Origin of the sequence: Neorhizobium sp. P12A (genome assembly GCF_008365395.1) — a bacterium.
Taxonomy (GTDB): domain Bacteria; phylum Pseudomonadota; class Alphaproteobacteria; order Rhizobiales; family Rhizobiaceae; genus Rhizobium.
Genome location: NZ_QOVX01000022.1, coordinates 1 through 19,243, shown reverse-complemented (window position 1 = coordinate 19,243; position 19,243 = coordinate 1). Strand labels below are relative to the sequence as shown.

The 19,243-nt window shown below is 57.4% G+C and carries 18 protein-coding genes and 2 pseudogenes; 10 read left to right on the top strand and 10 right to left on the bottom strand.

Going from position 1 to position 19,243, the window contains the following annotated elements; translation table 11 throughout:
- Positions 1-30: 30 nt before the first annotated feature.
- Positions 31-921: a DUF72 domain-containing protein gene (locus DTW90_RS31525; RefSeq protein ID WP_149343502.1), complete on the bottom strand. Its 891-nt coding sequence runs from the start codon at positions 919-921 to the stop codon at positions 31-33.
- 396 nt (positions 922-1,317) lie between these two features.
- Between DTW90_RS31525 and DTW90_RS31520 the strand changes: the two genes are divergently transcribed.
- The gene (locus DTW90_RS31520) at positions 1,318-1,530 is read left to right on the top strand and encodes a hypothetical protein (protein ID WP_149343500.1); all 213 of its coding nucleotides are present in this window, start codon (positions 1,318-1,320) and stop codon (positions 1,528-1,530) included.
- Positions 1,531-1,555: 25 nt separating this feature from the next.
- On the top strand, positions 1,556-1,813 hold the full coding sequence (locus DTW90_RS31515) for a hypothetical protein (RefSeq protein ID WP_149343498.1): 258 nt from the start codon (positions 1,556-1,558) through the stop codon (positions 1,811-1,813).
- Positions 1,814-2,591: 778 nt separating this feature from the next.
- On the opposite strand, the gene DTW90_RS31510 is transcribed toward DTW90_RS31515, so the two are convergent.
- Complete coding sequence (locus DTW90_RS31510; RefSeq protein ID WP_149343599.1) at positions 2,592-3,107, bottom strand: GFA family protein; 516 nt, start codon at positions 3,105-3,107, stop codon at positions 2,592-2,594.
- A gap of 148 nt (positions 3,108-3,255) precedes the next feature.
- Here DTW90_RS31510 and DTW90_RS31505 point away from each other — a divergent pair, with 148 nt between their 5' ends.
- Positions 3,256-3,561, top strand: a complete 306-nt coding sequence (locus tag DTW90_RS31505) for a hypothetical protein (protein ID WP_149343496.1) — start codon at positions 3,256-3,258, stop codon at positions 3,559-3,561.
- 312 nt (positions 3,562-3,873) lie between these two features.
- Positions 3,874-4,122, top strand: coding sequence for a hypothetical protein (locus DTW90_RS31500; RefSeq protein WP_149343495.1), 249 nt, complete (start codon positions 3,874-3,876; stop codon positions 4,120-4,122).
- A 1,076-nt stretch (positions 4,123-5,198) separates the two neighbouring features.
- Here DTW90_RS31500 and DTW90_RS31495 read toward each other — a convergent pair.
- Positions 5,199-6,147, bottom strand: a pseudogene (locus DTW90_RS31495) (zinc-binding dehydrogenase); the annotation flags it as partial.
- A gap of 40 nt (positions 6,148-6,187) precedes the next feature.
- On the opposite strand from DTW90_RS31495, the gene DTW90_RS31490 reads away from it, so the two are divergent.
- The gene (locus DTW90_RS31490; RefSeq protein ID WP_149343493.1) at positions 6,188-7,402 is read left to right on the top strand and encodes a DUF2252 family protein; all 1,215 of its coding nucleotides are present in this window, start codon (positions 6,188-6,190) and stop codon (positions 7,400-7,402) included.
- 80 nt (positions 7,403-7,482) lie between these two features.
- On the opposite strand, the gene DTW90_RS31485 is transcribed toward DTW90_RS31490, so the two are convergent.
- On the bottom strand, positions 7,483-7,962 hold the full coding sequence (locus DTW90_RS31485; protein WP_149343491.1) for an MgtC/SapB family protein: 480 nt from the start codon (positions 7,960-7,962) through the stop codon (positions 7,483-7,485).
- 329 nt (positions 7,963-8,291) lie between these two features.
- On the opposite strand from DTW90_RS31485, the gene DTW90_RS31480 reads away from it, so the two are divergent.
- The 3 genes from DTW90_RS31480 (at position 8,292) to DTW90_RS31470 (ending at position 12,197) form a co-directional block, all read left to right on the top strand.
- Complete coding sequence (locus DTW90_RS31480) at positions 8,292-8,798, top strand: ferritin-like domain-containing protein (protein ID WP_149343489.1); 507 nt, start codon at positions 8,292-8,294, stop codon at positions 8,796-8,798.
- Positions 8,799-8,870: 72 nt separating this feature from the next.
- Entirely contained in the window at positions 8,871-11,018 is a 2,148-nt protein-coding gene (catE, locus tag DTW90_RS31475; RefSeq protein ID WP_149343487.1) for a catalase C, read from the top strand.
- A gap of 270 nt (positions 11,019-11,288) precedes the next feature.
- Positions 11,289-12,197, top strand: coding sequence for a hypothetical protein (locus tag DTW90_RS31470; RefSeq protein ID WP_149343485.1), 909 nt, complete (start codon positions 11,289-11,291; stop codon positions 12,195-12,197).
- A gap of 711 nt (positions 12,198-12,908) precedes the next feature.
- On the opposite strand, the gene DTW90_RS37375 is transcribed toward DTW90_RS31470, so the two are convergent.
- The gene (locus DTW90_RS37375) at positions 12,909-13,145 is read right to left on the bottom strand and encodes a hypothetical protein (protein WP_188080115.1); all 237 of its coding nucleotides are present in this window, start codon (positions 13,143-13,145) and stop codon (positions 12,909-12,911) included.
- A 211-nt stretch (positions 13,146-13,356) separates the two neighbouring features.
- Positions 13,357-13,845 (bottom strand): BA14K family protein, encoded by a 489-nt coding sequence (locus DTW90_RS31460; protein WP_149343482.1) that lies wholly within the window; start codon positions 13,843-13,845, stop codon positions 13,357-13,359.
- Positions 13,846-14,136: 291 nt separating this feature from the next.
- Here DTW90_RS31460 and DTW90_RS31455 point away from each other — a divergent pair, with 291 nt between their 5' ends.
- Positions 14,137-14,352, top strand: a complete 216-nt coding sequence (locus tag DTW90_RS31455; protein WP_149343480.1) for a hypothetical protein — start codon at positions 14,137-14,139, stop codon at positions 14,350-14,352.
- Between the two features lie 27 nt (positions 14,353-14,379).
- Here DTW90_RS31455 and DTW90_RS31450 read toward each other — a convergent pair whose 3' ends face one another.
- Positions 14,380-14,628, bottom strand: a complete 249-nt coding sequence (locus tag DTW90_RS31450) for a hypothetical protein (protein ID WP_132528773.1) — start codon at positions 14,626-14,628, stop codon at positions 14,380-14,382.
- 544 nt (positions 14,629-15,172) lie between these two features.
- Positions 15,173-15,358 (bottom strand): annotated as a pseudogene (locus DTW90_RS31445) (EAL domain-containing protein); the annotation flags it as partial.
- Between the two features lie 620 nt (positions 15,359-15,978).
- Here DTW90_RS31445 and DTW90_RS31440 point away from each other — a divergent pair.
- Positions 15,979-16,344 carry a hypothetical protein gene (locus DTW90_RS31440; protein WP_149343476.1) on the top strand — a complete coding sequence of 122 codons (366 nt, stop codon included), beginning with the start codon at positions 15,979-15,981 and terminating at the stop codon, positions 16,342-16,344.
- A gap of 113 nt (positions 16,345-16,457) precedes the next feature.
- Here DTW90_RS31440 and DTW90_RS31435 read toward each other — a convergent pair whose 3' ends face one another.
- Together DTW90_RS31435 and DTW90_RS31430 are read right to left on the bottom strand one after the other, a co-directional pair.
- Positions 16,458-18,173, bottom strand: a complete 1,716-nt coding sequence (locus DTW90_RS31435) for a GGDEF domain-containing phosphodiesterase (protein WP_246665125.1) — start codon at positions 18,171-18,173, stop codon at positions 16,458-16,460.
- A 419-nt stretch (positions 18,174-18,592) separates the two neighbouring features.
- Positions 18,593-19,084 carry a hypothetical protein gene (locus DTW90_RS31430; protein ID WP_149343472.1) on the bottom strand — a complete coding sequence of 164 codons (492 nt, stop codon included), beginning with the start codon at positions 19,082-19,084 and terminating at the stop codon, positions 18,593-18,595.
- Between the last annotated feature and the right edge of the window lie 159 nt (positions 19,085-19,243).

The following is a 19,243-nucleotide window of genomic DNA, read 5'->3' as shown; positions in this document are numbered from 1 at the left end:
GTCGCCCCCAAAAGCAAACCGCCTATTTCGTTAGTTCGATGGGGTTTCGCTGAGCAGCTCAGACAACCGCTGTGCGTTTTTGATGGAATGACCGTCGCGATCGTTGTTGAAATAGACCCACGCGGTCTTGGCGCCGCACTGCTTTATGCGCTCGGCCCACACCATGAGCTCGGCATCGGCATAATCGTGGCGATACCATTGCTTGATCCCGTGAAACCGAACGTAGATGTCATCGGTTGTCCGCACGAGCTGATCCGGCAATCGAGGTCCGCTGCAAGAGCAGAAAATCACCTTAGCTGCTTTGAAGGCGCTGAACACATCCTCATTCCACCAGCTCACGTGACGGAATTCGACGACGTTCCTGCGACGGGGGTCAAGTTGCGACAATACGGAGCGCAACAATTCCGGACTGTAACGGACGCTCGGCGGCAGCTGGAACAGAAAGCATCCCATCTGCGGCCCGAGAAGGTCGGCGATATACCCGAAATCCTCGATCAGAATTCTTGTATCCACGAACCGCCTGATGTGAGTGATCAGCTCGCAGACCTTGACGGTATAAACGAAACCAGGGTTTGCCTGTCGGATCCAGGTCTTCACCGCTCCGATTGTGGGCCACGAATAAAATGAAGCGTTGAGCTCGACGGTTTTGAAGTGGTCCTGATAGATCGAGAAATATTTGCTCGACGGGACATCCGCAGGATAGAACTTCCCTTTCCAATGCCAATAGTACCACCCCGAGCAACCGATATAGATGTGTCCCGCCTGACGATCCCCGGTTGCGACTTCGACGCCGCGCGGAGTGGCAAGGCGCGCTTGGTGCATTTTCGCGGCCCGATCGACATTACCTTCACGCTGTTTTTGTCGGCGTGCGGCGCGACGCGCTCGGCGATCTGCGATTTCCTCTTCTGTTCGCTCCACCATTCAAGCCCTTCTTCGCGCCCAGCGATCCGGTCGGAATTCCCGCGGCGTGTCGATCGCCAGCGCCATTGTCTACGGAAACGTTACTGTGACGCGTTTCCGCGCGCTGCGCGGCGAACCTTTGGAACGCGCGTTTCACCCGCGGATGGCATTGATAACCGCCGGGTTAGTCAAAACGACCTGTTAAACCTTCGACTTCGCGGCGCGAGTCCCCCCGCTCCCGAGGCCGCGTTGCGGTTTTTTTTCCTCATGTCTTCCTCCTTGACCGGGTGTCGACCTTTAAACCTCCTACCGCCCTCGTCGTTCCAGCCCTGGAGGCTCCGGCGCGAAAACCGAGCACCTTCCGACCGCGCGGAACACCATCGCGGCCAGGGAGTTGTGTTGGGAAAGGAGCGCAATATGTCCAAGATCACAAACGGTCCGAACGACCGCCCGAAGGAGGAAAGCATCGCCCAAAGTCGACCTGGCATTGCCGACGACAGTAGTACCCGTGTTACTGTGTCAGCCAAGGAGATAAAGGGTGCTCGGCGCAAGTTGCGGAGCGGCGATCATCCATCCGAAAACATTGAACTGGAGCGTCAGCTTGAACGCTCAAAGCACGGAACCGCTTGAAGAACATCCAATTGGAGATACCGCGATGACCTACGTTGCATCCCCAAGTCACGCGACTGACGATCCCGCCAGAGCCGACAACCTTCGGCAGTGTCTGGAAACGGCGCGCAGGCGTCTGGACGAAGTCTCGAAGTCTTCAAATGCCGAAAAGGAGCACGATATTATTTCCTCCGCGGTTGAGGCCGGATGGAACGAGGAGGAGGTCAGAACGGCTTTGAATGGCGGACAGGAGCCCAGCGGTATGAAACCTACGATCGGTCTCGTGTCGGCGTCGTCGATGTGAGTAATCGTTCGCTTCGCGGTTAGTGCATACTGGCTGAAGTGGGTGCGTTCACGCGCGCATCCCATCCGAATGGTCGCGATATCGTCGGCCTTCCGGTGACCTCTGTAAACCCGACGGCCGCATCGCACAGCTTCTGTGCGTCTTCGCGTCCGACTCCGCTTCGAACAATTCAAACCATCGCTCGACATGATGATGGTGCTGGCGACAGGTTATATTGGCAATTTCATCGCTCGACTGGCAAGATGACCGCGTCGTCACTCGCATTGGAAACTCCTATCCGCGGCGTGACGGCGACTTTCCCTTCAACCCCGGTGAAGTGGATATCGAGCATCGAATTGAGAAGGGGTCGCGGTTACGGCGTGGCGTCTGGTTCGGTCAACGACATCATCCTTTGGATTAGCGTCGGAACGGTATGTCACCGAAAGAGTTGAATGGCGGGGCCGATCCCATCCGGCTCCAGCTGGTCGCGTTCCTGCGGGCACCGACCAGCATTCACCAGGTAAATTCAGTTCATGCCTTTTTCTCGATTTCACGTTGGATCGCCGCGGACTTTCCGACATGGGTGCTGCCTGTGCAACACGCCCTCTGTCTTCGTGAACTCGACTTCGTCGTATTGGACCACCTCAATCCGGTTGCCCCAGGGGTAAAGGAAATCAAGAAAGGGTCGTTCCAGCAGGACAGATCCCGCATTCGTTGCGATCGACGCGACCTTGGGCCGATCGTCTATAACGAGACCGAAGTGCCTATTGGTATTCGGGGGCCTGGTGTCGGCCCTTGGTCAAAGCAAGGAATTGGTCCCCATATCGATGAAAGCCATCACACATTCTTCGCTGTCGCCCTTGTGCGTTCCTCTGAGCTCGAACGAGAAGATCCGGCCGTAAAAGTACACCGCTTCTTCGATGCTGCCGACCTCCAAGGAGACGTGGTCGATGCCGACGAGCCGTGGCTTCGGGGTATCAGGTTGTACGGAGGACATCGCACCCAACATGAAGAAAATCTGATCATCCAGCCGAGAGTCGACGTATGCGATCGGAGCTCCGCAAGTCGAACAGAAGGTTCGCTGAAGGGGATGATTTCCACAGGTAGCCCCTCTCTCATTTTGAAAACACACGTCGCTGGCAATAAATCCAACGAATGTGGCGACGGGTGCGCCACTTGCCCTTCGGCAATCGCCGCAGTGGCAGTAGGTCGCGCAAAACGGTTCTCCGCTCGCCTCAAACCTGACTGGGCCACATCGGCATCCACCAGTATGAGTTGGTGCATGGCCGTGCTCCTTTGCTTCCTCTAAGGGTATTTAAGGACCCATCCAGACAAGACAACTTCCGGGATATCCGACATAGATTCGGATCGGCGGAACTTCGACACCCTGCGTGGGTTAACGGGGACCAACCGGAGGAAACCATTGTGCCAGACGATCCCAAGACCTCGCCGCAGTGCAGTCGATGGAGAATGAACAGGCACTTCAGCGCGATCGCGCCGCCGACAGCGACCTCGATAAGGGTCTCAAAGATTCCTTTCCAGCTTCCGACCCTCTTTCGATGATCCGCACCAGCATTCCTTCCGGTCGAACAGACCCCGACGAGGCCGAACGAACGAAAGCCAAACCCGATGTCGACCCGCCCGCTTCCCCCGCAAGAGCGGATGCGCGAACTGTATTCAAAGACCTCAAAACGATCATCAAGGAGCGGCCACTCGCTACAGTGGGCGTCGTCGCTGCAGTGGGCTTCCCTTGGGGTCTCACCCGATAGAGACATTGACGGCGTGAACCACATCACCAGGTGCTGGTTTAGTGAATGCTTAGTCCTTTCAAGGAAAACCGGGTGGTGCTCTCCTTGTTTCCACCGACCGTCCAGCTCACCCCGCTTCCAATCCGTCGCATTCTATATGTCGCGCGGGCCATTTGCTTCGGCGCTCATCTTCTGCATGGGCGCCGCTTGATCTTTAGGGGTTGGGCGTTCTGATCGGCAGCCTTTTCGATAACCGCCGCATTCGTAAGGAACAATGCATAGACGAGCTGGTTATCGTGTGAGGCCAATCATGGTCCTCATGGAGGAAACACAATGGCCAACCAAAGCGGCTCATCCGATCAGCATTCGAAAACAGGATCCCAGAGCCATAAGGGTTCGGACTCGAAGAGTGGATCCGACGACAAGCGTGGCGGCTCTCCCGACCAACACGCTAAGGCTGCCGATCAGAAAAAAGCTTCCGGATCCGGATCGGATTCCAAAAGCGAATCCGGCGGTATGCGTGGCGGCTCACACGAGCAGCACGTGAAAGCTGGCGAGCAGAGCCACAAGAATAGCAAATAGCAGCGTTGAGAAGAGAGCGGCCCGCTTAACGCGGGCCTGCTCTCACAGCCATTTGCGATATCCAAACTCATCCCCCGCCGTGCTGAGGAATAGCACCGAGGAAGTCCGACCCAATGACAACCATCAAGAACGAGCACGCAACACCGCTTGCGCCGCAGAAGCAAGGCAAGCTGCGTTAGGTAAGCCAGTGCTCATCGTACTCGTCGCAGCGTTGGTCCTTTCCGCGGTAGGATGGCTCGGCGTTGAAATGTGGGGCAGGCATATCGATCCAGACAAATCTGCGACGTCCGCTTCCGCGCCAGGCCCATCGGCCAACCCGAGCGCGAAGCAAGCCGATACGGCTCCGGGCAGTCAGACCCCGCAGTCGACAGCGATCGATAAAAGTGAGAACAACCAATTAGACATCAAAAGTACGCCCGCGCGGCCGAGCCGCGATGACGTTCAGAACTAGGCGATGTCATTTCTCTGTCTGTCAGTTCTAGTTGGAAGCTGTGTTGGACACGGTTTTGATCCAGCCGGGCGCACAGTCAATGCATTGGCATCAAGTTTCATTGGCGTTCTTATCGCGTTTATCGCCCCAGTGTTTGCTGGCGTGGCTCCGACCGTGGCATTTCAACTCCTAACGGCCGCTATCGTGACCGCGCTATTTGCCAGAGCGCTTGATGTGACGCTATGCCCCATGATCCTTGGAATACTGGGAGCGCTGGTATTCGGGATATCGACATCGGTGTTTGCCCAGTGACAACCGAGGTCGCCTATTTCGGGTCGGCGCCTTCACCAAAAGACGCGAGTTGCACCAACACCGCCTTGGCATGAACTATCGCCGGCGTCGTCATCATCTGCGTGCGCGGCGACAGTCCGAACTGAGACCAACTCGCCGCCCCCTCACCGAAATTCCACGGTCACCATTCCGTCGATGACGTCGCCAACCTGAATATCGATGAGTTGCATGTAGGATCTCCCTTTGACGTTAAACCTGACGTCGGCCAATTCGGACGTGTCATGAGGCCGCTTAGACAATTGGGGCTTGGGCATCGCGATCCTTGGTCCGGAAACCCGCGATCGCGCCTGCCGCATCAGCCGTTGGGCCGGATGACGACCTTTACGCAACCGTCTTCCTTGTCTCGGAATTTTTTGTAGGCAGCGGGACCTTCGTCCAGGCCAATGCGATGGGTGACCAGGAATGAGGGGTCGATCTTGCCTGCCACAATCAGCTTCATTAGCGGTTCGAGATAGCGTTGCACATGCGTCTGCCCGGTCTTCAACGTTAGACCTTTGCCAACGAAAGCTCCCAGGGGCGCGGGGACCGCGGGACCGACGAACACGCCAGGAAGCGAGACCGTCCCGCCGGGACGGCAGGCGAGGATCGCCTGGGTAAGCGCATAGGGCCGTTCCGTGGAGGTGAGTTTGGTCTGCAGTCCTTCCATCATGCCACCGGCACCATGGCTTTCCATGCCGACGGCCTCGATGACGGCGTCGGGGCCGTTGCCACCTGTCGTCTCACCAATTTTCTTCTGCAGGTCCTCGTCCGTGTAGTCGAGTGTTTCAGCTCCGGCCTCCCGAGCCAGCGCGAGCCGCTCCGGGACGGTGTCGATGGCAATGACGCGCTCGGCGCCAAGAAGGAACGCGGACTTGATGGCGAAGAGGCCAACCGGGCCGCAGCCGAAGACTGCGATCGTCTGACCGGGCTGAATGTTGCAGTTCTCCGCCGCCATGTAGCCGGTCGGAAAGATGTCGCTCAGGAACAGTACTTGTTCGTCGCTTAGACCTTCGGGGACCTTGATCGGGCCGACGTCGGCGAACGGGACGCGAAGGTACTGCGCCTGGCCGCCCGGAAAGCGGCCATACATGTCGGAATAGCCGAAGAGGCCTGCAGTCGGATACCCGATCTGCTCGGCCTGTTTGGCACCGGAAGGATTCGACCGCTGGCATAGAGAGAACAGGCTGCGCCGGCAGATGGAGCATTCGCCGCCGATGCTGCAAATAATCGCAGAATGGAACCATTTGCCGCGTGCCTATTTCTAGGCTTGCGACATGTGCCGCCTCGTTCCGTTGAAAGACTTTTATGAAAATCTTCGTTCAGCCTGCCGATCGGATGAAAACACTGATATCCGATCGAAACCGCAAGATGGCGGCCTCTGCCCATGCCTATGTCCGAGGAAGCACCGCTCGGTTCTACGAATGGCTCGAAAACTCCGACCGACCGCCTCTTCCGCAGGGCCCTCCCGTGTGGATCTGTGGAGACTGTCATGTTGGCAATCTCGGCCCAGTTGCCAGCAAGTCCGGCGAGCTGGCCGTTCAGATCCGCGACTTCGACCAGACCGTAATCGGCAACCCCGCGCACGACCTCGTCCGGCTGGCGCTGTCGCTGGCGATGGCGGCCCGCGGTTCCGACCTTCCGGGCGTGACCACCGCTCTGATGCTGGAGCGAATGATGGATGGGTATGGCGCGGCGTTTGTGCCCGGGGCCGAACCTGAAAATCTCAGCGACGTCGTCTCCGTTCCAAAGACCGTCAAGCTGGTGATGAGAGAGGCCGCCCAGCGGTCTTGGAAGCATCTCGCTGATGAGCGGATCGAAGGGATCGAGCCGGAACTCCCGCTAGGCTCTCGTTTCTGGCCTCTGACAGCGGAAGAACGGAGCGCCGTCGACGATCTGTTCATGACCGATGCCATTCGTGGCTTGGCGAACGCGCTCAGAAAGCCTGAAGAAGAAGCGCGTGTCAGAGTGGTGGATGCCGCCTACTGGCGAAAGGGCTGCAGTTCGCTCGGACGCTTGCGGATCGCGGTTCTGGCCAAGGTCGGCCGCGGCAATAATGCCCGGCATTGTCTCATCGACATCAAGGAAGCGATCGATCCCGCCTCGCCGCACGATTTGGCGAGCCCGCTTCCGTTGGACAACGCAGATCGGGTCGTCACGGGCGCAAGGCATCTTTCCCCGTTTCTTGGCGGTCGAATGAAGAGTGCGCTTCTAATGGGAAAGCCGGTTTTTGTTCGAGAGCTGCTCCCTCAGGACCTGAAACTGGAGATCCAGGCCTTGACGCGCGATGAAGCCTTGAGCGTCGCCGAATTCCTCGCGCATGTGGTTGGTGTCGCTCATGCAAGACAGATGAATTCGCTCCAGCGCGCGGCATGGCTTGAGGAGCTTCAACGCAAGCGATCTCGCGCCCTCGATGCTCCTTCCTGGCTCTGGAACAGCGTCGTTGATCTCGTCTCAGCGCATGAAGCGGCATACCTGCAACATTGCCGCAGGTACGCCTTGGAGGAGAACGCTGCGGCCTAACCCCACTTTGAGGAAGACTTCATGGCCAGTCGGACAACGGTCGATTCCAATGCATAGGTGATGAAATGCCAGCCCACGCGTCAATCCTTCTCGCTAGCCGGCGTGCCCTCCGGACCCGTTTCCTTCTTCTCGACCTTGAAGTTCGTCATCACGCGCAACGTGACGAACGTGGCGATGGAAAGTACGACGGCGGTCTCATAGGCTCCGAGACCGACCGCTGCGCCGATCGCACCCGTGGCCCATAGGCTAGCAGCCGTCGCGGTCCCCCGGATGCTGGCCTTGCCGACGAGGATCGCGCCTCCGCCGATGAAGCCAACGCCGTTGATTATGCCTTCGACAATCCTTGCCGTTGCCTCGGCATTCTCTTTGGTCACGGTCTCGGCTGCCTGAATGAACCCGCACGCCGCGATCGCCACCAGTGGAAAAGTTCGAAGGCCAGCGCTTCGTTCGTTGCGCTCGCGATCCCAGGCGATCGGCAGAGCAAGCACGTAAGCAAGGAGAAGCACGACAAGATGTCGGAGGAGGTTCATATGAAACCCGAGGTCAACTATCCAATCCATCACGTCGTTTCCCCACCCGTTTCGATTTGAACGAACATGGGCGGCGGCAACGGTCCGGCAAGCCCGCTCACCAGGACGCAGCGATTAAACCAAGGACTAACGAACGGACACTAGTGCGTCGGCGACGCGATCAATCCTTCGCGCCTGTGCGCGCGGCCTTGCCATGACAGTTAATGGCCTGCGTCTTTTCCCCGATCGCGACGGTCCGGCCAATTGCGAAGATTTTCGTGTTCCGAACGCAGGCGATCTTCGGTCAGCGGTGGAACCTTGGAAGCATTCAAAGGTTTGCCTGTCGCTACCCCTCACCCAGAAATTGAACGGATCTCAACATGGCAACCGAAAAGACATTAAACGACCTCTTCCTCGACACGCTGAAGGACATCTACTTTGCCGAAAAGCAGATCCTGAAAGCGCTGCCGAAGATGGCTCGTGCTGCACAGTCGGAAGACGGCAAGGCAGGGTTCCTGCAGCACCGCGACGAGACCCAGGGCCAGATCGAGCGTCTTGAACAGATTTTCGAACTCCTCGGCAAGCCAGCGCGTGGCAAGACATGCGAGGCCATCCAAGGCATTCTCGCTGAAGGCGAGGAAATCATGGAAGAGTACAAGGGGACCGCAGCGCTCGACGCTGGCCTCATCTCGTCGGCGCAGGCCGTCGAGCATTACGAGATTGCTCGCTACGGCACGCTGAAGTCCTGGGCCAACCAGCTTGGGATGAAGGAAGCGGTTTCATTGCTGGATGCGACCTTGCAGGAGGAGATCGCCACCGACCGGAAGCTGTCCGTGCTTGCCGAGGGTTCGGCCAATGACAAAGGCTCGCAAAAGACAGCCAGTTGATCGCTGACATCGACACAAGGCCGCCTTTCGAGGTGGCTTTTTGCTTTGTCTTCATGTTGAAAGGAACGCCTCATGGCTAAAAAGCCAGCACCCGCTCAGACTGCTAAAATGGCAGCATCCGCGACGATCCACGACCAGAAGATGGCCCGCGGCAACGGCGGCGAACTTCATCAGTTTGCGGAAGGCGACACGCCTGTTCTGACAACCGCTCAGGGCGGGCCGGTCGCAGACGATCAGAACTCGCTCCGTATCGGCCCGCGCGGGCCGCTGGTCGTCGACGACTTTCATTTCCGCGAGAAGATCTTTCATTTCGACCATGAGCGCATCCCGGAGCGTGTGGTCCATGCGCGCGGTTACGGGGCGCATGGCTATTTTGAAACCTACGAGTCATTGGCAGAATACACACGCGCCGATCTTTTCCAGCGCGCCGGCGAGAAGACCCCGGCCTTCGTTCGCTTTTCGACTGTCGCTGGCAACAAGGGCTCGGCTGATCTCGCGCGCGACGTCCGCGGCTTCGCGGTGAAGATCTACACCAACGAAGGCAACTGGGACCTGGTTGGCAACAATATCCCCGTCTTCTTCATCCAGGATGCCATCAAGTTTCCCGACCTGATCCATGCTGCCAAGCAGGAGCCGGATCGGGCATTTCCGCAGGCGCAGACGGCCCACGACAACTTCTGGGACTTCATCAGCCTGACGCCGGAAAGCATGAACATGGTCATGTGGATCATGTCGGATCGCACGATCCCCCGATCGCTGCGGTTCATGGAAGGATTCGGTGTCCACACGTTCCGCCTCGTCAATGCAAAGGAGGAGTCCACCTTCGTCAAATTCCATTGGAAGCCGAAGCTTGGTCTGCAGTCGGTGGCCTGGAACGAGGCCGTCAAGATCAACGGGGCCGATCCGGATTTCCATCGCCGCGATCTGTGGAACGCCATCCAGTCTGGCAATTTCCCGGAATGGGAACTGCAGGTCCAGCTCTTCGACCAGAAATTTGCCGACAGCTTCGACTTCGATGTGCTGGATCCGACCAAGATCATTCCGGAGGAAATTCTCCCGCCACAGCCGATCGGCCGATTGGTACTCGACCGCATGCCTGACAATTTCTTTGCGGAAACCGAGCAGGTGGCGTTCATGACCCAGAACGTGCCGCCAGGCATCGACTTCTCCAACGACCCCCTGCTTCAGGGGCGCAACTTTTCCTATCTCGACACGCAGCTGAAGCGTCTTGGCGGACCGAACTTCACCCATCTGCCGATCAACGCGCCAAAGTGTCCTATGCATAACTTCCAGCAGGACGGGCACATGGCGATGCGCAACCCTGTCGGGCGGACGAATTATCAACCGAACTCGCGTCGCGACGGCCCGCGAGAATCCCCGTCGCGCGGCTACCGCCATTTCCCCGAAGAGGAACAGGGTTCCAAAGCCCGGCTGCGGCCGGAGAGCTTTGCCGACCACTATAGCCAGGCGCGTCAGTTCTACATCAGCCAGACGGGTGCCGAGCAGCGCCACATCGCGGCGGCATTGACGTTCGAACTCAGTAAAGTCGAGATGCCGGTCATCCGCGAGCGGATGGTCTCCCATCTGCTGAACATTGATGAAACGCTGGCAACCACCGTTGCCCAGAAGCTCGGCTTTCAGCAAATGCCGAACCCTGCCGAGGCGGCGATGCCCACCCGTCAGGATCTGGAGCCGTCGCCAGCGCTCAGCATCGTAGAACGCGGTCCCAAACGCTTCGAAGGCCGTAAGCTCGGCATTCTTGTCACCGACGGTGTCGACGCCAGGTTGCTGAAGGAACTCGCCGACGCTGTCGTTGACCAGAAGGCCACCTTCGAACTGATCGCTCCCAAGGTCGGGGGCGTTGTAGCCTCCGACGGTAGGCTGATCGAGGCACATCACATGATCGACGGTGGCCCCTCTGTCCTGTTCGACGCCGTTGCTCTTCTGACATCGACAGCCGCGATCGAAGATTTGGTCAACGAGGCAGCGGCACGCGACTTCGTTGCCGACGCGTTCCAGCATTGCAAGTTCATTGGCTACGAACAGTCGGCGATGCCGCTTCTGGAAAAGGCCGGGATCGCCAACGCGCTCGATGAAGGCGTTCTTGCGCTGCCGGGAGAAGATGGGTCTGCAGCATTTGTATCCGAGCTTGGAAAACTGCGTGTCTGGGCAAGGGAACCATCGGTGAAAGTTGGTAAGGCCTCACCCCCGCCGAAGTAAGCGCAGGGGCGTAAGCAACGATTGTGATCACGGCACTAAAAATGCCAGCGAGCCATTTGGAGGAATTCAAATGGCTCGCTCAGTGAAACGACAGATTCAATCAGGCGGACATATCGGAACAATTGCGCAACGTAAGCGTTCTGCCTGCACAACATATTAATTTCAAAAGGAGATCCCATCATGGGACGCGGTATTCTACTCTGGCTTCTCGGTGTTCCTCTACCGATCATCATCCTCCTCGCTCTGTTCATGCGATAGGAGGAAGACGTTATGTCTCTTTCAGAAACGCGGGGAGAAATGCCCGTCGAGTCCTCGAAGTCTGCAATGTCGTGGGGGCCGATATCCGGAGGCGCGTTCGCGGCCATCGGCATCACCCTCATTCTTCTCTTGCTTGGATCCGGCGTCGGCCTGACAATGGTCTCTCCCTGGTCTGGACAAAGCAGCTCGGCAACAAGCATCGGAGCGACCGCCGCGATATGGCTGATCGTCGTACAATGGCTCTCTTCGGCACTGGGCGGATACCTCACAGGCCGCCTGCGCACGAAATGGGCAGCAGTCCATACGGATGAGGTATTCTTCCGCGACACCGCGCACGGGTTCATCAGCTGGGCTGTGGCCACGATCTTCGTCGCTGGATTCCTGGCATCGTCGCTCAGTTCACTCGCAGGGGCGGGCGCGAGCGCAGCGGGGGCAGCCGTTTCCGCGGCAGGCGCCACCGGGGCAGCAGCAGCCTCGTCCTCTTCGAGCGCGCCCGACCTGTCGACATCCTACTTCACTGACGCACTTCTTCGGCCGGAGCGTGCGAGCGCGAACGCCAGGAATGATGACGGCGCAGCCTCCGCAGAAGTATCGCGCATTCTCATGCACGATGCGATATCGGGAGAAGTTCCCGATGGCGACAGGACCTACATCGCCTCCATCGTATCTGCACGGACCGGATTGTCGGAAGCCGACGCGCGCAGTCGTGTGGACACCGTCTTGAAGCAGATTGACGACGCCAAGGTGGCAGCCCAGACAGCCGCTGACAAAGCGAGGAAGGTCGCTGCGACAACAGCTCTGATCGGATCGATCTCGCTTCTGATCGGCGCCTTCATCGCAAGTGCAGCCGCCGCCCTCGGAGGCCGTCAACGTGACGAAGAGGAAGACTTGCTGCTGACGGGTCGCAGGCCGCTCGCATAACGTTTGGGGTTCCAGTCCCGACGACGACTTGTCGTCGGGATTAAATTCTATTTACCTTGGGGATGCGAACGCTTTGTCGACAACTATTCGGGCCGGGCGGCGGCGACGCTGTAAGATGCGAGATCGATTTCCCTGCATCTCAAAGCAAGAGAGTTCGACAGGGCCTTCGTGTCTCCTCTCGGGGGCATGGGGATCGAACTGCCGCTGCGGCTGGTCCTGATCGCAGGGCTTGCGCGGGGCTGCGTGGCTGCGCCTCGGTTCTATGAAGCGGCTAGCGCGCCCACTCCGGTCGGCGCCAGTGGAGATGTTGGTTTGAGTGACGATGCACGAAGATGCGGTGGAAAAACCGAAGAGGTTGGTTTCTCCCCGTGCACGTCGACATATCCCGACGAGCGCGATGCCGTCTAGACAGGCCCAAGAGATGACCGCCAAAGGAGAAAGTGTGATCACTTATGATCAATGACAATGCCCGCTGCCTCGGCGTCGGAACAGGGCACGAGTGGGGGACGTTATCCTGGCGAGGGGCCACAATGGCAAGATGTCTCGACACTTCGCAATCAAGCAGCCTTCCGCCCACACCTGACTTACAGACGCGGATCCGGACCAACCCACGCGTGAAGGCAGTCATGTGGACTCTCGGCGTCGGCATAGTGTGCCTGGTCATAATCGCCGCAGTCGCGTCACATGTCCTTTAAGACCGATCCTTCCAACTCAGTGCGAACAACCCGGCAACCAGGGCAGGTCGGCGAGCGCTATGTGGCGACTGTCGAAGTTGCAGGAACGTGGCAGATTATTGATACTGCCACGGGACAGGCCGCGGCAACGAACGGTAAGGAATTCGTGCAACTCCGCAAGCGAGACGCCAAAGAGATCGCCGAAGAGCTCAATCGCTGCGAAGCCGATGGAATACCGAGTGCTCTGCAGTAGCCCGTCGGCGGTATGAGTCATGCGATAAATGCCGGCCGGCCACGGAAGGACCGCTTCCCCTTCACGCGCGTCGCTCAACGATACCGAAGCTGGTCATCCGCTGCTTCGGAGGGGCAAACGATTCGCGGCACAAGTGAACCTCCCGCAAGAGGCCCGCGACCCCATCGACGATCACACCGCTCTGCCCCGGAGCGTGACCGAAGAAGGCCCAAAGCGTCTTTGAGTTCACGGCCTAGTACGGTGCAATGCATTGGCGCCTCGGGCCATGATAAGGCTGGAAGGTATTGTCATACGCTCTGTAGGAACGATATCGCGAATAGCACCAGCTTTGGCCGGAATTGCCGTAGTACCTTGGCTGAGCAAGCATGCTGCCGAGCAATACGCCTGCTGCCAGCCCACCGATTACTAGGCCGCCGTAGTTATTGCCGTAGCCGTAGCCACCGCCATAATAGCCGTGGCCGCCATAGCCTCCGTACCGGCGATACCCGCCGTAGTAACCGCCATGGCGTCCGTAGCCACGATGGTAGCCACCGTAGTGCCTGCCGCCGCGCGGCCAATATCCGCCATGACCACGACCGCCCGATCCGCGCCCATGATATTGGATCAACTGGACATCCGAGGACTGAAGCGCCGGGCTGTTGATGGAAGGGAAAGCCTGAGCCGGCAGCACGCTTGACAGGGCAGTCGCCAGAGACAGGCTCATGACTGCGAGAATTCTCATTTTAGATCACCATTTGCCTTCCACAGACCAACGTTCGGTGCGGCGCTTTGTGCCGTATTTAATCTGAGTAACGCGAATGTGATGGAACCCGAGTTGGGCCGACCGGCGGGCAATCTGCTGATCGGACGGCCACAGAAACTCGCAGGTTGAAGGATGCGTCGTAACACCCCTGGATTAGTTGAAGAATGTGAATAGGTCTCGCTTATTCCGAAATGATGTTGCGACTCATGAGCGATATTTGTTTTCTACCTTGCAACCGGAGGAGACGTAGATGGCTGGCAGGACGGCAAGATGAGAACGAATTGGACGGTTACGATTTCGAATGGCGACCGCACATTCGACAGCGCCAGGGATGCTGCAGCCTTCATCAAAGCCAATATGGGCGAAGGTGAATTGTTCGGGCTGCACTCACCAACCGAGCTAAGCGCAGAAGATTGGAAATACTTCGAAGGCCTGCAGATAGCCCAAATATTCGATAAGGCCCTGGGCTTGAGAGCGAAACGATAGCGGAACGGTCGCATGCCTCGGAATTGATCAGACCGGCTTTGCTGGGGTCACTTGGCCCTCGGTTGCCCTTCGATCCGCAAGCAACATATCCAAAGCCTTATGCTCCGGGCCGAGAGGGCGTTGATTTAAGAACGAGGCGACGGAGGTTATCGTTTCATGACCGCCGGATGATGGGTTGCCCAGATGAACAACCACCTCTTTGTTGGTCAACTGATCGATACCCAAGAACCAGCGGTCGCCATTCGTGCTGGTCGCAAACTCTCTAATATTTTCCATGTTCGGGCTCCTTCTGGAGATGGAAATAGAGCGCGCGATCGGGATTGCGATAAAATGATCAGCCATCGCTTTCAGGCTCTGCCAACGGCGGCAGCAATTCCAACAACGGAAGAGGAAGTGACACCACCGGCAGCAACAACAATGGCAGGGCTAGCGACTGTAACGGTCAAGCCACCGTCAAAACACCAGTGGAATGTCTCAGGATCAGGCAGCAAACCGGGCCGCGACTTCAAATTGCCCGTAATTCAACAAGAGGTACCGGAGATGCGCCGGGAAGCCCCTGGCACAGCAATCGTTACCGCTTGGTTGCATCTAGCAGTGCTCCACGGTTTAGGCTCCATGAGCTGGCCAACACACAGCCGCATACCAGAGCCACGTAGATTGCAAAGCAAGCCTGTTGCATGACGGTGTAGGTAATAGCTGCCGTCGAATCTGACGGCTCCCAGTGAGCCCGCCTATCCCACCCCCGGTCAGGCGGGCTTTTTCATGATTCCAGATCGTCTCATCCCTGGCTGCGTTTGCCCCGCGTCCCTGTTTGGCTGCACACAAGAGAGCGGTCGATCTTCATGCTGTCGAAGCCGAATTTCCGCATTGCGCCGATGCCTGCATAACCGCAACCAAAATCGTCAAGCGAAAATCGAACGCCGGCCTTACGAAGATCGTTAATCGTTCGTTGGGCCTGGTCGGGATTCGATATCAACACGCCCTCGGTGATTTCTAAAGTGAGGCGTCGGTTCGAAGTTATCATCGTTTTTCACCGTCAACCCTGTAAAACTCCTCCTCGGTAACTTCCAGCCCTTCTTGCTGAAAGTCGGTTCGGCAATAGGAGCAACTTGTTAAAGTCATGCCAGAAGTGCTGAGTACCCTGGCGCACCTCGGAACCGGGCAACGGCTGGCTTTGAATGGCGCCTTCACACAATCGACGCGTTGTAAGACTGGCATATTCTGCTTGCCAGCCGCAACCAGGTCCTTGAAGCCGCATCTGCACCTCTTGCGAGCGTCTATCGTGCCGCTGAAGGTATGGTGGTCGCTCTCGGTTTTTTTATCATCTTCTACCGGATGGCCGCAGGCTCGCCGCCCTTCTTCAGATGAGCGTACCAGTCGTAGGTCGCGCCGCGGCCGGAGCCCTTTCGCGCCGCTTGACTGGTTAAAGGGGCAGCCGCGGGAGGTTTAGCGTGGCGCCGCTCCAGGAGCGGAAACCGGGATCGACTGCTCCCAGCAAGCTGTTCCATGCTGCAGGTGGCCGGGTACGGATGTCGGGGGCAGGTCTTGCAATGATGGCTGCGGGAGAGCTTGACCGTTCACCCATTGTAGTCGATGAGCTCCGCTCTCACGGGAGAAAGTCTTGCGATGCCTTATTTTCTGGTGACCCACACTTCGCTTGTTGAAGCAGATGACGCCGCCGCCGCCGCGAAAACAGTTGTGAGAAATCTTCGAGACGGCAAAGATATCGCTTTCACCGTGAAGTTCGATGACGAGAACGTCAGACAGGTGGTCGTTTCTGCACGGGATCTCGACCTAGCCGAGGCTCGATTTGATCGCACAGTTCCGGAATCGGGCATGCCTGGCGCGGAAACATTCGAGGGGAAGCCAATTGACAACGAGACTCACTTCACTCCGGTCGGCCGCACTGTCGGATTGTCGGCCATGCTTTGCGGCGCGGTCGGCCTGATCGCGCTTGGGATATTGGTGGGACTGGCGTGCAGCTTTGCCTGAGGGCTCCCTTCGTATGTAAAGTGGCGCCCCATTTGAGTTCGACCGAATCGCGATTGCCTCGGACGATCCTGTCGGACTGTTGCGTAGGCTTCGTGCCAGTCTGACGGTCGTCTTCAGGCCAGCCTTCGCACAGGTAACGGCGTGCCCCGCAGCCGCTTTTCGAAATCATGGGCGACTTCAGGGCGTCCAAACGCATATCCCTGTAAAAACTCCACTCCCAAATCCGCAAGGACGTCGGCATGCTCGAACGTTTCCACGCCCTCGGCGACGACCTGGATATCGAGCGTCTTTGCAATATCGACCAGTGAACCAACGAGGCGGCGTCGGGTCACCGACTGCAGGATTGGCGCGACGAGCTGGCGGTCGATCTTAACTCGATCTGGCCGAAGCTCCACTAGTCCCAAGAGCGACGCGTGACCCGATCCTAGATCATCGATTTCGATTTCGATGCCGAGGTCTCGGATGCCCTCGAGATTGGCCTTGATCTGGTCGTTTAGCGAATCGAGAAAAATGGTTTCGATCAATTCGAAGCTGATGCGTCCTGCCGGGATATTCAGTCGATTGAGCTTTTCGATCAAAAGGGGATCATTGAGCCGCTCTGCCGACAAATTCACAGATATGCGAGGAACTTCGACCCCACGCATTGACCATAAATCAACGTCCGCCAAAACGGCCTTGAGGATTGCTTCATCAATCGCCGCGATCAGGCTATTGGTCGTGGCAATTGCCAGAAATTCCGCCGGCTGCAAAAGGCCTCTTGAAGGATGACGCCAACGCGCTAGAGCCTCGATCCCACTTATTTTAAGCGTTTTGGCATCGACCTGGACTTGGTAGAATGGCACGACTTGCCCAACTTCCAATGCGGCTCGAAGGTCAGCAACCAATTGCCGTTCACCAGCCATGTTCGATGCCATCGCCGGTGAAAAGGTTTCGCAGCGGTTTCGGCCATTTCTTTTTGCCTGGTAAAGCGCCACGTCAGAATGTGACAAAAGTTTTGTCAGATCATTGCTTTTGGCGCTGGCAATGCCGATCGAGCATTGAACTGTCAGAAATTGGCCATTGACTGGGATCGGTTGCTCCAAAGCTGATTGAATACGTTTGGCGACGCCATCGATCGAACAATCACTTGAATCAACGCAAAGCACCGCGAATTCATCACCGCCCAGCCGCGCGGCAACATCTTTGTCACCGACAGTTTGCGACAAAATTAGGCTGAGATGGTGCAGGACGATATCACCGCCGGCGTGACCGAGTCGATCGTTGATCTCCTTGAACCGATCAATGTCGATATGACAAATGGAGACATGGGTATCGGGGTTCTGTGCCAGCGTGGCCAAGGCTGTATCGAAACTACGCCTATTAAGAAGCCCCGTGAGATAATCATGGTCAGCGGCATAGCGGGCTTCGGCTTGGCGTTGCTGCAGCTCCTGATTGCGGAGCACATCCTCGGTAACGTCCCACTCGGCCCCGATGAAGCACGGTTCGCCGTTGACATCGATGAAGTACCTGGCACGTGAACGTATGTGGCGGATGGAGTGGTCTGGTCGAATGATACGGAATTGCGAAGCGTAATCTGTCTTTTGTCTGATGGCGGTTTGAAAGATATGGTTGGTTGCCTCTACGTCCTCCGGATGCAGGCTCTCCAGCCACACGACGTCCAGTGGCCCCTTCGGAACGCCGTAGATTGCTTTCAATTGCTCGTCCCAACGCGTCTGGTTTCGGCTGATGTTGTGTTGCCATATGCCAATTCCAGATGCTTCGAGGGCCAACCCAAGCTGCCTGATCAGGTTTTCCAATTCGTCGCTCGTCGACAGCTTGCTATTGCCCATAACCATCCCATCCCCGCATAGGGAAGTATCGTGGCACAAAGTACTTATCGAAAACTAAAGCTAAACAGAGACATATGCTTTGTTTTCTCATGAATCCAGACAATACGCCAAGAGAGCTTCAGACGAGATCCCGACAAACGCTGCCTGCACCTACCGATAGTCTCCGATCATGTTCCGTTTCGAACCGGAGCGCTGCTTCCGTGGGCACCGGATTATGATCTACAAGGGCAATGAACACTGTGGGACGATTAAACGCGAGCTCGCGGAACGATCGTTATGAGAGCGATTTGAGACGGAGGCACGCGGCGATCGATAAACACACTTCACCCATCAACTGAATCTGATCGTCGATCAAACAGAGCCGATACTGTAATCAATAGATTTTTGGTTCAGTGCGATTGTTGTTCGTTTTGGCTCTCCTACACTCTGGGCGGGCGGAAATTCCTGTCCCAGTGCTCGGCGATATCGAGTCGCCTCATAAAGCCTGCACCTTTTTTGGCAAGAACATATTCGACGAACTGCATCACGGCAGAAGCGCGGGCCGCCTGACCAGACCACCGGGGATGCAATCCAACGGTCATCATCCGGCCGCCGTGACCGCGATCAGCTTCATCTACGAGGTAGTCGAGGGCAAGCTCCAGGGTCGTGAAAAAGTCGTTCGGCGTCGCATAGCTTGGCGCGACGAGATATTTCACGTCGTTGTAGACCTTGGAATAAGGCACGACGAGAAGTGGTTTGCCGGCATGATCGACAAAATAGGGAAGTTCATCGTTGGTAGAGTCGGAATCGTAGAGAAAACCGCCCTCCTCTACAAGGATCGATCGGGTGTTGACGCTGGGGAATGACCTGACATTCCAGCTCCTGATCCGTTGTCCCGTCGTTGATTCGATCGAGGCGATGGCGCGGAGCACTAGGCCCTGTTGACAAAGTGACCATTTACGTCAAATCGTGCGTTGTCGTTCCACCGATCCGGCAATGCGTTTGATCATGAAAGTATCAGTCCCCCTAGAGGCTTTTCCCGAATTAGGAACGGTCGCAAACCCTGCCGTGCTGTATGACGGGAACAACGC